General features: G+C 29.9%; 11 protein-coding genes and 1 tRNA gene. 6 read left to right on the forward strand and 6 right to left on the reverse strand.

What is annotated here, in order from left to right:
- Nucleotides 1–87 precede the first annotated feature (87 nt).
- Nucleotides 88–1,308, reverse strand: coding sequence for a tRNA CCA-pyrophosphorylase (locus BCHRO640_RS00320; protein ID WP_015344366.1), 1,221 nt, complete (start codon nt 1,306–1,308; stop codon nt 88–90).
- A gap of 447 nt (nt 1,309–1,755) precedes the next feature.
- Between BCHRO640_RS00320 and hldE the strand changes: the two genes are divergently transcribed.
- The 3 genes from hldE (at nt 1,756) to BCHRO640_RS00335 (ending at nt 5,729) form a co-directional block, all read left to right on the forward strand.
- Nucleotides 1,756–3,189: a bifunctional D-glycero-beta-D-manno-heptose-7-phosphate kinase/D-glycero-beta-D-manno-heptose 1-phosphate adenylyltransferase HldE gene (gene hldE, locus BCHRO640_RS00325; protein ID WP_015344367.1), complete on the forward strand. Its 1,434-nt coding sequence runs from the start codon at nt 1,756–1,758 to the stop codon at nt 3,187–3,189.
- Between the two features lie 801 nt (nt 3,190–3,990).
- The gene (gene ribB, locus BCHRO640_RS00330; RefSeq protein ID WP_015344368.1) at nt 3,991–4,635 is read left to right on the forward strand and encodes a 3,4-dihydroxy-2-butanone-4-phosphate synthase; all 645 of its coding nucleotides are present in this window, start codon (nt 3,991–3,993) and stop codon (nt 4,633–4,635) included.
- A gap of 335 nt (nt 4,636–4,970) precedes the next feature.
- Nucleotides 4,971–5,729, forward strand: a complete 759-nt coding sequence (locus tag BCHRO640_RS00335; RefSeq protein ID WP_015344369.1) for a 1-acylglycerol-3-phosphate O-acyltransferase — start codon at nt 4,971–4,973, stop codon at nt 5,727–5,729.
- Between the two features lie 163 nt (nt 5,730–5,892).
- On the opposite strand, the gene metC is transcribed toward BCHRO640_RS00335, so the two are convergent.
- The 4 genes from metC to BCHRO640_RS03365 all read right to left on the reverse strand — a co-directional run bounded on the left by metC (nt 5,893) and on the right by BCHRO640_RS03365 (nt 9,745).
- Nucleotides 5,893–7,080: a cystathionine beta-lyase gene (metC, locus tag BCHRO640_RS00340; RefSeq protein WP_015344370.1), complete on the reverse strand. Its 1,188-nt coding sequence runs from the start codon at nt 7,078–7,080 to the stop codon at nt 5,893–5,895.
- A 1,571-nt stretch (nt 7,081–8,651) separates the two neighbouring features.
- Nucleotides 8,652–8,724 (reverse strand) — tRNA-Phe (locus tag BCHRO640_RS00345).
- Nucleotides 8,725–9,089: 365 nt separating this feature from the next.
- On the reverse strand, nt 9,090–9,407 hold the full coding sequence (gene cutA / locus BCHRO640_RS00350) for a divalent-cation tolerance protein CutA (RefSeq protein WP_011282621.1): 318 nt from the start codon (nt 9,405–9,407) through the stop codon (nt 9,090–9,092).
- Between the two features lie 200 nt (nt 9,408–9,607).
- Entirely contained in the window at nt 9,608–9,745 is a 138-nt protein-coding gene (locus BCHRO640_RS03365) for a hypothetical protein (RefSeq protein ID WP_236608102.1), read from the reverse strand.
- Nucleotides 9,746–9,815: 70 nt separating this feature from the next.
- On the opposite strand from BCHRO640_RS03365, the gene BCHRO640_RS00355 reads away from it, so the two are divergent.
- From BCHRO640_RS00355 to efp, 3 genes are all read left to right on the forward strand, one after another.
- Nucleotides 9,816–10,109 (forward strand): co-chaperone GroES, encoded by a 294-nt coding sequence (locus BCHRO640_RS00355; protein WP_011282622.1) that lies wholly within the window; start codon nt 9,816–9,818, stop codon nt 10,107–10,109.
- A 49-nt stretch (nt 10,110–10,158) separates the two neighbouring features.
- Nucleotides 10,159–11,796, forward strand: coding sequence for a chaperonin GroEL (gene groL, locus BCHRO640_RS00360; RefSeq protein ID WP_011282623.1), 1,638 nt, complete (start codon nt 10,159–10,161; stop codon nt 11,794–11,796).
- 127 nt (nt 11,797–11,923) lie between these two features.
- On the forward strand, nt 11,924–12,490 hold the full coding sequence (gene efp / locus BCHRO640_RS00365) for an elongation factor P (RefSeq protein ID WP_015344371.1): 567 nt from the start codon (nt 11,924–11,926) through the stop codon (nt 12,488–12,490).
- A 14-nt stretch (nt 12,491–12,504) separates the two neighbouring features.
- On the opposite strand, the gene mscM is transcribed toward efp, so the two are convergent.
- Nucleotides 12,505–15,894 carry a miniconductance mechanosensitive channel MscM gene (gene mscM / locus BCHRO640_RS00370; RefSeq protein ID WP_015344372.1) on the reverse strand — a complete coding sequence of 1,130 codons (3,390 nt, stop codon included), beginning with the start codon at nt 15,892–15,894 and terminating at the stop codon, nt 12,505–12,507.
- Nucleotides 15,895–15,913: the final 19 nt, after the last annotated feature.

The following is a 15,913-nucleotide window of genomic DNA, read 5'->3' on the forward strand; positions in this document are numbered from 1 at the left end:
GTGGTTTGTTTTTAGTTGTGCATATTTGCTTTAAGTTATTCGATTGTTTATAGTGTTTTTAAAATTATGTATATACATATTTTATATTTATTTATTTTTCCATGAATTTAAAGCATGTAAACGTCTGGCGTATAATTCCCTACTTATGTTCGATCCGGCGAATCCATCTTTAATAATGTCTACAGTGGAAATTTTTTTAGTAACGGTAAAGGCTGTACGTAGTAAATTTTCTTGATTGAGTGAATAATTATTATAATTCTTCCATCTTATTGGATCGGATTGACTAACCAAAATAATTTGATCTATTCTGTTTGGGCGGCGCCAACAATCAAAAACATGAAATAAGGTCATTAGCATTTCAGGTTTTAATATTTTTACGTTATATAAATAATCGTGATATTCTGAGGTAATTTTTGAAAAATTACGAATTTCATGTGGTATTTTGAATCTATTGCATAAATTGTGAATTAAAGTAATCCCCAATTTTCTGTGATCATGATGTTTGGTATTTTTGTTTGTTTTATTGAGAGGGATTCCTTTTCCTAAATCACGGCATAGAACAGAAAAACGTACACTGATATCATCTGTTAAATAAGCAGCTTTGGAAAGTGTTGTCATGGTATAATAACCAGTGTTAATTTTTGCGCAATACTGAGTTGAAATAGGTATATCAAATAATGCATCTAATTCAGGAAATAAAATCTTTAAGGCTCCGCAATGCCGTAAGACTGTAAAATATACTTGTGGATTATCTGTAATCAAAGCTTTTTTTGTTTCTGTCCATATACGTTCTGGAGATAGTGATAGTAATTCATGAATCATTTGTTTCATTAATATTAGTGTTTCTGGAGCTATAGCAAAATTCATGTGTGCGAATCGCGCAGCAAAGCGAGCGACTCTTAATACTCGTAGAGGGTCTTCATGAAATGTATGAGAAACATGCCGTAACAGTCGTAATTTTATATCTCTTTGTCCTTGATATGGATCTATAAGATTTCCGTGTGAGTCATAAGCCATAGCATTAATGGTTAAATCTCTACGATACAGATCTTCTTCAATAGTAATTGAAGGGGCTGTATGACAAATAAACCCAGTATATCCTTGACCAGATTTTCGTTCAGTGCGTGCCAATGCATATTCTTCATGGCTTTCTGGGTGTAAGAATACCGGAAAATCTTTTCCAACTTGTTCATAGCCTATATTTAACATTTCTTGAGGACTAGATCCTACTACTACCCAATCTTTTTCTTGAACTGGTAGTTTTAGCAATGCGTCTCGTACGGCGCCACCCACTAAATATTTTTCCATTGAGCAATTCTCAATCAAATGGTTTGCATATTAAAATGCTACTGATTAATTAAAAATAAAACTATTTTATGTAGAATATAATTTTAAAAATAAAATATAGTGATTTTTTTGTTTTTATTAATTATATTAAACAAAGATTTTTAAACAATTATTTTGGTACTAATGCATCAAGTCAATTCATTAATTGATACATCAAGTTATATATAGTACAGATAATTTCACACATAAAGTATTAATATGGGCTATAGTCTAAGACAGAATATTATTCTTAATTTTTTGAAAATATAAATTCAGTTGTATTTCAAACAGCGTTACAAATGTACTAAAGTTGTTTGTATTATGATTTTGATTACTTACAAAATAATTTAATTTATTAATAATTTTAATATTATTATAATGTATAATTAGCTATGCTTTTATTTGTTCAAGATGTTTATTGGGTAAATCATGACTGTTATTTTTCCAAATTTTTCTAAATCGAGTGTATTAATTGTAGGGGATGTTATGTTAGATCGATATTGGTATGGGCCTACCGATAAGATTGCCCCAGAAGCACCTGTTCCGATTGTCAAAGTTAATAAAGTTATAGATCGACCAGGTGGAGCTGCCAATGTTGCAATGAATATTGCTTCTTTAGGTGCTCGATCGAGATTATTAGGAGTAACTGGAGTTGATGAAGCAGCTAAAATTTTAAAAAAGCAACTTAACGAATCGAATATAAAATGGAATTTTATCTCAGTCAGAACATGTCCTACTATAATTAAATTACGAGTAATGTCACGTAATCAACAACTTATCAGATTAGATTTTGAACAATATTTTAATAATGTTGATACTACGAAATTACTTAAACAAGTTGAATTGTATTTACCAAAATATAAGGTATTAGTATTGTCTGATTATGCCAAGGGTTCTTTAAACTGCATAGAAGAGATTATTAAATTGGCACGTTATATGAATGTACCGGTTATCGTAGACCCTAAAGGTATACAATTTTCTCGTTATAAAGGAGCTACTTTATTAACTCCTAATATATCAGAATTTGAATCGATCGTAGGGTCTTGTCGTAATGAAAAAATTTTGATAAATCGAGCTCAAGAAATTATAATCGATTACAATTTATCAGCTTTATTGATTACACGATCTGAAAGGGGTATGACTTTATGTACACGATATGCAGCCCCATTATATTTTTCAACTCAGAAAAAGGAAGCATATAATGTAACTGGCGCTGGGGACACGGTAGTTGGTGTACTGTCAGCAGCATTGTCTTCTGGTAAAAGTTTAGAAAAAGCATGTTTTTTAGCTAATTTGGCCGCTAGCGCGGTAATAAAAAAATTTGGGACTTCTACTAGTAATGTAACTGAAATGAAAAATATTATGAATAGTCATATATGTACTACTTTGCCTGTCGGTATATTAGATGAGAAAACGTTAAAACAGACAATATCTGTAGTTCGTAATAGAGGTGAAAAAATAGTCATGACTAATGGCGTCTTCGATATATTGCATGCTGGCCATGTAAGTTATTTGACTAATGCTAAAAAACTTGGCGATAGATTAATTGTGGCCGTAAACAGTGATAGCTCAACGAGGCGTTTAAAAGGTAAAACAAGACCTATAAATACTTTAGAACAACGTATGTTTATATTAGCTGCTTTAACAGTCGTAGATTGGGTAGTTCCTTTTTATGAGGATACACCCTCAAGATTAGTTGCATACTTATCTCCAGATTTTTTGGTAAAAGGCGGTGATTATCATGTATGTGATATCGAGGGAAGCCAAGGAGTGCTGAATCGTGGAGGGACAGTGCGTGTGTTAAATTTTCAAAATGGGTGTTCTAGCAGTAATATTATTAATGCTATTAAACGTAAAAATTAAAAGAATGTAAGGTACTGTATCATAAATATGTATTTTAGTATGATATTAAAATATAGAGAATGTTTAAGTCATGAGATGCGCGTACGAGCGTGACAATACTCGGCATAAGAAAGACGTAAATGTATTGTTGATATGATTTGAAAGTCAATATAATTATTCTATTTATGACAATGTAGTTAAAAGAGAATTGTTTTATCTTTGTCTTAATATGGATGACGGTTTTAATTTGTGTTTATATTGGTTTGTAATAACATTATGTAGGTATATAAAATTATTTTGATTCTCCATAATTCGTATTTGCTCATTTAATATGATAATAATTTCGAGATGTTTTTATTTAAATTATATGTAATATTTTGAATAATGTTTGGAATAAATTCATATGAATGACATCAATTTTTTTGATTTTTAAAATCAACATATCAATGTTATTAATTATTTTTAATATATGTAGTATTACTCATAATAAATAGTGTTTTAATATAAATTTTTGATTTATTGAAACATATCAGGTGTGACATGTTTTGTGTATATAGTGTCTATGCATACAGAGTAAAGATGGTTTAGTACACACGAGCTACATTTAATCATAAAAATATGAATTTGACAGCATTATCAGTACGATTTTATGAAAATGATTTGATATAATCTGAGCATTAGTGGCGATAGTTTAAGTGAGGGATGGGGATATAGGTTTTAATTGAATATACATATATTCAATTTATTAAAATTGTACTTTTTTATAGTTTGATCGTATTTTTATTGCAATAAATTATGGTATTTAGTGAGGATTTAATTATCATGCACCGGAGGAATGTTTTATCTGAATTTGGATCGCCTGTCGAACGTGTCCAAAATGCGTTAAAAGCATTGCGCAATGGACAGGGTATTTTAGTAATGGATGATGAAAATCGTGAGAATGAAGGTGATATGATATTTGCTGCGGAAAATATGACAGTTGAACAAATGGCATTAACTATTCGTTATGGCAGTGGAATAGTTTGTTTATGCTTGACAGAGGACCGATGTAAACAGTTAAATTTAACAATGATGGTGGAAAATAATAGTAATCGTTATAGAACTGCTTTTACTGTTACTATAGAAGCAGCAAAAGGTGTAACTACCGGGGTTTCGGCTGCAGATCGATTAACTACTATTAGAGCTTCTATAGAAGATAGTGCAAAGCCTTCTGACTTAAATCGTCCTGGACATGTTTTTCCATTACGTGCTCAAAATGGGGGAGTATTAGCTCGTTTTGGTCATACAGAAGCAGCTGTTGATTTAACTTTATTAGCTGGATTAAAGCCATTTGGGGTATTATGCGAAGTAACAAATGAAGATGGAAGTATGGCGCGTATATTAGAAATAATTACGTTTGCACGTAGACACAAAATGCCAGTTTTAACTATTTCAGATTTGATAACTTATCGTATTCATATGACTTAATGAAAATAATTGTTCATTAAGTAATAAAGTTTTAAGAATATTTTATATATATTACATAAAGGAAATTATATATATTGAATATAATTAATAATGATTGTGTTTTATTTGTAGTTTGTGAATATATTTCAATAACATATTTATATGACAACATTTTATGTGAATAAAATTTATATATCCTAATCAGGATAGTGTTTTTGACTGAAATTATTATAAGTTAATAACTGTTCTGAAAATATTAAGTATAAGAAATGATATTGTTTGATTAAACATAAACGTAATAATTATACTAAAATTTTTTAGTGACAAGTTCCTAGCGATATGTTCAAGGAGAAAATATGCTTGCCATTATACGTGTTATTTTAGTCTTGATATTGTCAATTAATATTTGTATATTTGGTATTATTTATTGTTTATTAAGACCGCGTCAGTCATACCACACTGCTCTTTTTGGTCGATTGTTCGGAAGCATGGCTCCTATTTTTGGTATTCAACTTAAAATACGAAATTTATCAAGTAATCAATTACCAAGGCATTGTATATATATTGCGAATCATCAAAATAATTACGATATGATCACAGTATCTTGTGTTGTGAAGCCCCGTACAATAATAGTAGGTAAAAAAAATTTATTGTGGATTCCATTTTTTGGGCAACTATATTGGTTATGTGGAAATATATTAATTAATCGTAGTAAAAATACTCGGTCTCATAATATTTTAATACAAAAGGCTAAATCTGTTAAAACGCACGATATTTCTATTTGGGTTTTTCCAGAAGGTACACGTAGTTCCGGAAGAGGATTGTTACCGTTTAAAATTGGTGCGTTTCATGCTGCAATTGCAGCTCGAATACCAATTGTACCTGTTTGTGTTTCTAATATTTCTAATAAAAAAATAAAATTAAATCGTTGGTCTAATGGTGTAGTGATTATTGAAGTTATGCCTCCTATAGAAACTCAAAAATATGAACCCAATAAAGTACGTGACATGACTAAATACTGTTATGAGATTATGAAAGTGAAAATTGATTCATTAAATAAAGAGGTAATTGAATATGAAACACAGATATCTCGATCATTAAAAACGCATGTATAAAATAATTTTTAACTGTATTGGAGGAGTGGATACGATTTTTAATCGTTTGTTAGTTTGAATATGTAAAAATTACGGATATGTGTATCAAAATCATTGATTAGATACTTTTGCGGTTAATGTATAAAGATAAAAATATTTTTGAACGTTAAAGTTATTTATGTCACTATGCATTTATGCGGTTAAGAGCATCTGATAAATCATGAATCAGATCATTAGGGTGTTCTAATCCCACGTGAATTCGAACTAATGTTCCTGTAAAATCTAACGTACCGGAAGGACGTATAGGACGTAGTTCTTCTACTTGATTAACTAAAATCAAAGATTCAAATCCGCCCCAGGAATATGCAATTTTAAAGTATTTAAAATGATCAATAAAATTAGATAATTGTAAATCATTTAAACGGTTCTTTAAAATAAATGAAAATAATCCGCTAGATCCACTAAAATCTCTTATAAAATATTTATGTCCTTTACATGTAGATAAAGCGGGATGATTGACTCGCTCTATTTTTGGGTGTTGCGCTAACCAATGAGCAACATGCAGTCCATTTTCTTCATGTTGTTTTAATCTAACATATAAAGTTCGTAATCCACGTGATGCCATGTAAGCGGTGTCAGCATCAACCATTTGTCCCATTAAATAAGATTGTTCTTGTAATTGATCCCAACAACGTGCGTTAGAAACTGCAGTTCCTATCATTCCATCAGAATGGCCTATGATATATTTAGTGCCTGATTGTAGAGAAACATCTACTCCGATATCTAATGCTTTAAAAAAAACTCCTGCTGACCAAGTATTGTCTAATAATATGATAATATCTGATTTTTTTTTACGTACTGTTTTAACGATGCTAGGAACATCTTGCACCTCCATTGTTATTGATCCTGGTGATTCTAATATAACTAAACGAGTATTATGTTGAATTAAATTAGAAATATTATTTCCAATTAATGGATCAAACCAGGTAGTGTCTATATTCATTCTTTTTAAAACATATCGACAGAATTTCTGAGTTGGTTCATATGCAGATCCTGTCATTAATATATGGTCTCCTGGTTGGACAAAAGAAAGGATTGTATGAGTAATTGCCGCTGTACCGCATGGATACAGCATGCAACCAACACCATTTTCTAATTCAGTCATTGATTGGCGTAGGGAAAAATGGGTAATAGTTCCATATCGACCATAGAATAATTTATCAGTTGTACTATGATTATTTACAGCTTTCTGTTTTTGTTGAATAGAATTGAATACTACTGAAGATGTTCGTTGGATAATAGGATTAATTGCGCCGTATGTATACTTCTGATCTCTTCCAGAAGTAATTAGTGTAGTTTCAAATTTTTTCATGATTATTGTATTGAATGGACTAATAATAAAAACTAAACATATTTGATATGTTATACAACAAATATTATATTTTTATTGGTATTATTTTAATATGTTTATATGGATTTTATTGAATCGAAATTAAATATAATAATAACTTCATATTTCACCGATTTTAATGGATTTACATGTTGATGTCTAGTATATAGTGTTATATAGCATATGTTAATTTTAATTTTTAATTTTATAATAATGATAATTTATAGATAGAGAGTTATGATTGAAGATTTTTGAATACATGATGTGATGGATGTTATTTTTTTTTAAAATTATTTAATTACCATACCTCTTATTAATATAAGAGGTATGGTAATTTTTTCTAAAAGAAATTAAAAAGATTTAAAATGGTAAGCATAGAGTATCATTTTTGTATTATAGAAAAATTATTTTTTAAATAAAATTATTTGTTTAATACCAGCGATTGTTAAATATTATGCATATTATATTTAATTTCTAAATTTACTTAGATCGTTGTTACATTAATTTTATTTATTATAGCCCTGTAATTGTATATTAAATTTAATGTGCATTGACTATGTTAGGTTTTTATAAACAATAAAAGTTATTATGAGTATATATCGGAATCAAATCGTTATATTTAGCTACACGACATACGAGATTTAATAAACTAGACCAGTAAGTATTGGTTAATAACAATAGGTTATGTTGTTTTCAATGAAGAAATTAATATGATCGTTTGTTGTGATAATTAATGATGTGGCTGTATAGAAAAAATGAAATGATTTCAGTTGAATACTTATAAAGAGCACATTTTATTTATAATAATAATATTTTTTAAAATAATTAGAACAATTATTGTGTTATATAAATAACATTGGTTTTCCTTAATGAAATTTAGAATATTCATGTTAATTTTTTTACTTAATTGTTATTGAATATCATTACAAATTATATTTTTAATGTGTTATTTTTAACATTTAAATGTTAGTTATTAATTTTTTAATTATATATTTATTAAGTAGAAATAATTTAGCAATCTTCAATTAAAATATGAGGTTATTCGAATGTATTATTGTAATTTCTTAGTATTCATATTTTGAGTAATTTTAATCAGTTAATACAGAACTATTTATTGCAATATTATTGGTTATTAGTCTTCTAATAATCCCAGTAACTTGGATTAATAAATGAGTTTGCATTGATTAAATGTAGTATTATATACTTAAGGTTATAGAAAAATTTAAAATTTGTTTTTTAGAATTTTTAGATATTTTGTACTGGATGTGCTGTTTATTTTCAGTCTTATCATAAAGTAATAGTTTTTATTTGAGTCGCGTATGATTTTTATTAATTTTAATTTTTTATTTACACAAACGATGATTTTCTACTAACACTTCATGATTGTTGAGTTTTTATTGATCATTTTATTTTTACTATAGAAGTATATCACAATGAGCAACAGAAGATGTCTGGAGTCGTTTGCAGTTTTATGGTAAATTGCATAGGCATGCAGCAAGAATAATGATTAATTTATTCAAACGTCGAATCAACTGGACCGGGTCTTTAAGATGTGCCCGGACTTGGAATTGAACCAAGGACACGAGGATCTTCAGTCCTCTGCTCTACCGACTGAGCTATCCGGGCTTATTAGTTGTGTTTATTACCATACGTATGAAAGAAATATAATTGTATTATCTTTATTCTTTTAAATTCGTCAATATATTTTATTTGTTGATGATTACATTTCCATCTAAAATGATTTTTAAATAGAAAATGGTTTTAGATAAGATACTTCATTGAAAGAAAGTTTTTATATGTTCCTATTTGCATAGGATACTTGCAGCAATTTTAATATAAGATGGTATTTTTTTTGTCTAATTTTTAGATATTACGATTGTAATAAAATTTAAAAATAAAGTTTATTTTATATAGTATATTAGGTGGTGATTATATTATTGGTGTTGCGTTATAATAATTGTGCTGTGTTTTTTTGTATTTATAGAATATTATTAATGCTTCCGTAATACAGATTGCATCCATGATAAATAATTTGGTTCCCCATCTATAATAGGAAGAACTAAAAATTCTGGAACTTTATAGGGGTGTAATTGTTGAATTGTGTTTAACACCGCTTCTTTTAAGGAACTTCGTGTCTTGATTAATAATTGTAATTCATCTTGTTCTTTTAAAGCGTTGCCCCAATAATAAAATGAGCGAGCTTCTTGCAATAAAGTTATGCATGCCGCTAATTTATGATGCAATAAAGTTTTCGTTAAATTCAAAACAATGGACATATCTTTAGGTGTGGTACACAAAATTATTATCATTTTCTCTGTAAACAATTTGGTTAAGTATTTGTTAGTTATATTGCTATAGTGAAATTTCTAAGCAATAGAAAAGAAACGTCTTACCTATTATTTTAATTGTATATTTATTTTAATAATGGATGATGTTCGTATTATTGTTTGTTTATTATACAAGATAACGATTGTATTTGAAGTACTAAGTAAATAAATATTAATTTTTATTAATTAAAAGAAGGTGTACTTATGAAGATACGAATATGTACATATATAAAAAATTTTCTTATCCCCCCTTGAAGCAATCTTGAATGCCCCCATTTTAGGTATTGTCCTGAAGTGGTGAATATTAATAAAGTTTGCATATAATGTTTAATGTCATAGTTTATTAATGTAGGATGCGAATAGTTAGATAACATAATTAGGGAGCATTAAATGAAAATTCGTCCATTGCATGATCGTGTAATTGTTAAACGTAAAGAGGTTGAATCGAAGTCTGCAGGAGGTATTGTGTTGACTGGATCTGCAGCAGGAAAATCTACTCGTGGAGAAGTATTGGCTGTTGGTCATGGCCGCGTTTTGGAAAACGGGGGGGTGAAAGCTTTAGATGTGCGTATTGGTGATACCGTAATTTTCAATGACGGGTATGGTGTAAAAGTGGAGAAAATTGATAATGAAGAAGTATTAATTATGTCAGAAAGCGATATCCTTGCTATCGTTGAGAAATAATTCGCGACTAACTTATTAATTGAACTTGGAAATCTTTAAGGAAAATGAAATGGCAGCTAAAGATGTGAAATTTGGTAATGATGCGCGTGTAAAAATGCTGCGCGGAGTGAATGTATTGGCTGACGCAGTGAAAGTTACTCTTGGTCCTAAAGGTAGAAATGTGGTATTAGATAAATCTTTTGGGGCGCCAGTTATAACTAAAGATGGGGTATCTGTGGCACGAGAAATTGAATTAGAAGACAAATTTGAAAATATGGGCGCTCAAATGGTGAAGGAGGTTGCTTCTAAAGCAAATGATTCTGCGGGAGATGGAACTACAACCGCAACCGTGTTAGCTCAATCTATAGTTAATGAAGGACTCAAAGCTGTAGCTGCTGGAATGAATCCCATGGATTTAAAACGTGGAATTGATAAGGCAGTCGTTGCAGCAGTAGAAGAATTGAAAAAACTATCTGTGCCTTGTTCAGATCCTAAAGCTATTGCACAAGTAGGTACTATTTCTGCAAATTCTGATGAAACTGTTGGTAAACTTATTGCGCAAGCAATGGATAAGGTGGGAAAAGAAGGAGTTATCACTGTAGAAGAAGGATCGGGTTTACAAGATGAATTAGATGTAGTTGAAGGTATGCAATTTGATCGTGGTTATCTGTCTCCTTATTTTGTTAATAAACCTGAAAGCGGTACAGTGGAACTAGAACATCCTTTCATTTTATTAGCAGACAAAAAGATTTCTAACATTAGGGAAATGTTACCTATATTAGAATCTGTTGCAAAGGCAGGAAAACCATTGCTTATTATTGCTGAAGATGTAGAAGGTGAAGCTTTAGCGACTTTGGTTGTAAATAATATGCGTGGTATAGTAAAAGTAACTGCCGTAAAGGCACCAGGTTTTGGTGATCGACGTAAAGCTATGTTACAAGATATAGCTGTATTGACTGCGGGTACTGTGATTTCTGAAGAAATTGGATTGGAATTGGAAAAAGCAACATTAGAAGATATGGGGCAAGCTAAACGTGTAGTTATTACCAAAGATGCTACTACTATTATTGATGGAGTAGGTAATAAGTCTGCTATAAATAGTCGTGTAGCACAGATTAATCAACAACGTGATGAAGCTACTTCTGATTATGATCGCGAGAAGCTGCAAGAGCGTGTTGCTAAATTAGCTGGTGGAGTTGCAGTAATTAAAGTTGGAGCAGCTACTGAAGTAGAAATGAAAGAAAAGAAAGCGCGTGTAGAGGATGCATTACATGCAACTCGTGCCGCTGTTGAAGAAGGTGTAGTTGCGGGTGGTGGTGTTGCTTTAATTCGTGTAGCTAACGCCATTAGAAATCTATGTGGTGATAATGAAGATCAAAATGTTGGTATTAAGGTAGCTCGCCGTGCAATGGAAGCTCCTTTGCGTCAAATTATGGCGAACGCTGGAGAAGAACCATCAGTAATCGCTAATAACGTAAGATCAGGAGAAGGTAATACTGGTTATAATGCTGCTACTGAAAAATATGGTAATATGATCGAGTTGGGGATTTTAGATCCTACTAAAGTAACTCGTTCTGCTTTACAATACGCAGCATCTATTGCAGGTTTAATGATTACTACTGAATGTATGGTTACTGAATTACCTAAAGAAGATAAACCAGACTTAGGAAATGCAGGAGCTGGCGGTAATATGGGGGGCATGATGTAGTTTGATATCCATTCTACTATAATCACTGAAACAAACAACCCTGATCTAATTAGATCAGGGTTGTTTGTTTCAGTGATTATAGTAGAATGTTAATTAATTTTTTTACAGATTTTTTAGAATAATTTTTATGGTAATGTACAACATTAACGAATTTAGAACTGGACTTAAGATTATTCAAAATAGAGAACCATGTGTTATCATTAGTCACGAATCCATAAAACCTGGAAAAGGCCAAGCTTTTAGTCGTGTACGGTTTAGACAAATAATTTCTGGTAAAATTTTAGAAAAGACTTTCAAGTCTGGAGATTTTTTAGAATCAGCTAATATCATGGAGATCAGATTGGTTTATGTCTATCATGACAATGAATTTTGGTATTTCATGGATGAAAAAAATTTTGAAGAAATCGCAGTTGCTGCAAAAATAATAGGAACGAACATAAAATGGATTACAACTCAATTACATTATATAGTAACTTTATGGAACAAAGTACCAATTCTTGTAACTCCTCCTGATTGTATAGAATTAAAAATTATAAAAATTACTCCGATAAAAAAGAATAGCACTGGATCGTCTGGCATTAAGTTAGCTACCGTCAGCACTGGCGCTATAGTTAAAGTCCCATTTTTTATTCAATTGGGAGAATTGATTAAAATTAATACCCGTTCAGGAATATATATATCCCGAGCAAAGTGAAGCATGATAATAACTTATGTTATTGTGTAATAACTTGTGTTCGGGTAGTTAGAATCAAAATTATTAATAGATAGTTGATTATTATAAAGATAATTAGGTATGTATGGTAATTTTATTCCATTGTTTTGATAATATTCTATAATTAACATATGTATTTGATGACATAGAGGCATACGCAATTTTATATCTGATATATGTATTCTTATTTCAAACATAGGTAGTCCTTGTTGTAAATCTACTAAATATACTTCTGGAGGCGGGGTATTTAAGGAAAAAGAAGAATTTTTTGCTATTTGTAATAAAACTTTTACTATTTTTTTCATATCTGTTTGAAGAGGAGCAGGCACACGTAGGACTACTCGTGTTAATGTATCCGATAAAGACCAATTAATAAATTGTTTTGTAATAAATTCTTTATTTGGAATAATAATTTCTTTATGATTCCAATCAGTAATAATAGTTGCACGAGTGTTAATTCGAGTAATATTACCGGTAAGTTTATTAATAGTTACGGTGTCGCCAATACGAATTGGTTTTTCAAACAGTATCATTAAACCGGATATGAGATTAGCAAATATTTCTTGTAATCCAAAACCTAATCCAACACCTAATGCTGCTATTAACCATTGTATTTTAGTCCATTCTATGCCTATCAAAGAACATCCTATTATTCCACCAAGGAACATCAATATGTACTTAATTAATGTGGTAATAGCATATCCTGTGCCTGGTGTGAGGTCTAAATGTTGTAAAACGGTAAGTTCTAAAAATGATGGTAAGTTTTTCACTGTTTTTGTGGTAATAACAATTACTAGAATAGCAATAAGAAATGAATGTAATGTTATAGGTTGAATATTATCTACCCCTTTTATAGTAGAAGTGACATCCCATAATGTAATGTTTTCTAAGAAAGAAAATGAGGAATGTAATTCAGACCACAATACAGTCATTAATAATAAGGCAATAATAGTAATAATAGATCGTATCAATTGCAATGATTGTATGCTAATGGTATCTAAATCTAAAATCTTGCTATTTTTTTCATTATTAGATACCAATTTATTAGTTTGTAGTAGTTGAGAAGAATTAGATTCATTATGTGTTCTTAGAGTTAATTGTAGAATTCGTTTTTGTTTGGCGCGTTCAAAAGCAATACGACGTCGTTGGATTGATGTCCATCTTCGAATTATATGGTATATGATTAATGATATAATCCAAATGAATAATGATATTTCCAGTCGCGCTAATAGTTCTTGGGCGATAAATAAATAGCCTAATGTACAAGAAATTGCCGCGATTAGTGGTGCACATATTATTATATTCCATAAACCATGATTGATGATATTGTCAGAAGAATCATATTTGTTTAAATATAAAGGTAATCCAGAGTGTTTTAGGTTATTGGTAATAAAAGTTAAATAAATACATAGTAAAATAAAGCACAAACGACCCAAAGTATTGGAAAACTCTCTATTGTTGTAATTATTAAATATAGTTAGCATCATTATTAAAAACACAATTGTTCCAACAGACCAGGTATAATGATGCGAAAAAACTTGTTGAACTCTTTTTTTATTCCAACCAAAATGAACAATAAATAACCCTTTTGAAGACGAGAAATAAGCGCCTACTATGGATATCCATAATATGAAAGTTGTAACCTTAATTCCATCATTAATTGCAACAGACATAGGATATGAGCAATCATGATTCAAATTATACCCTCCAAACGCCCACAATATCGGGATTGGTAAAGCTATTAACATTGAGTACCATATATTATAAAAAGTGAGTAAGAAACTATCTTGATTTACTTTTCCTATTTTCTTACTAGATTGTTCTAAAAATATTTGATAATGATGATGTATAGCATAATACAATCCAGTTGATATTATAATACATGATATGATTATTAGTATCAGTGTTTTGCGAATAGTAAAGATCCTATTTAGAGAAGATATGATTTGATAATTAAATTCATCTGAAGTTAATAGTTTGTATAAATCTTGATAAACGTTTACAGGATAAGATATAGTAATTGGATGAAAATCAGCGATCCAAAATAAATGGCGATGTGCAGCTTTTTGTACATCTTTTAGTGCTTCTTTAAGCTGTCTATGAGCAATTTTTAATTTTGTTAATTCTAAGATTTGCGCATCAAAACTATTTAATAATGAAGTGATAAGGTTACGTTGTATGGTGAGTTGTGTCTCTAGAATATGTTTATGAGGGGCTGTTAGTGGTATGCCGTTGTTTTGTTTAATTTGTGATGATAGCGGTATTATTTTATTCAATTGATTTTCATATTGTAGACGTTTGGTTCTTAATTGCACCATATCATGATCTATTTGTCGAGATTGAGGCATTTTTGGTAACTTAGAGATTTGAGAGCGCAGCGTTTCTTTAAGCACTGAAGATGTATCTAACCACTGCGCTTGTTCAATTAATTTGTTGAAGGTCTGGTGTACTTGTAATATACATGACGCAATTTCTTGCTTGCTCGACTCGATATTGTTCATACGATGTGTTTGTTGATTTAGAATAATTGAAAGATCACGATTGATTTGTAATTGTTTTTTGATGGATTTTGGTAATATGTTATTATGTTCTGTTAATGTTTTTTTGATATAATCAATGGATTGTTTTTTTTCTTTTTGACACAAATCATTTAACTGGTGTCTTAGTATGTGTGCTTCATTGTTTATATAATTGTATTTTTTTTTAAGCAATTCTATGCGTAGTCGGGATAATTCTTTACGATTGTTGATGCTTAGTTCAGCAAGCTTAAGTTCGGCTACTTTTAGTTGTCTAGCTGCTTGTTCTGATTGTAATGCAGTAAATTTAGCTTGTTCTATTAAAGTGTTTGCATTTGTATATAATATTTGTCGTTGCTCTAAATTATTTAATGTATTTTGAGCTGCAACTTGTTGTTGCGGTGATAATATCAACAATTCATTGATAGAATGTACATGATCGTATTCTTTTTTTAATTGCTCTGATAAATCTGTTAATTGATTATCAATGTGAAATAATTTCTGTTTTAGCTCATTCTCAGAAAGATTTTTATCAATATTAATAATGGTATTGGATGTATTATTATACTCTTCATATAATTGAAGAGTTATGTATGAAAAATCATTTATGGTTTTTTGGTATTCTTGAATTTTGATATTAGAATATTTTTGTTCAGAAATAAAGTGCAATGCAGATTGTAGATTATCTATAATAGCTTTTTGATGAGAATTTATATGCTCTTTTTGTTGCGCATATTGTAAATATTTTTTTATTTCTTGTTCATTTGAAAAATTACAGGAAAACGTTACTAACGGAAGTAACCATGTTATTATGTATGTCAATAAAAAAAAATATTTAAAAAATATAGTTTTCTTTTGAATAGTAACCATATATACACAGGATTATTGT

It is taken from the genome of Candidatus Blochmanniella chromaiodes str. 640 (assembly GCF_000331065.1).
Classification (GTDB): domain Bacteria; phylum Pseudomonadota; class Gammaproteobacteria; order Enterobacterales; family Enterobacteriaceae; genus Blochmanniella; species Blochmanniella pennsylvanica.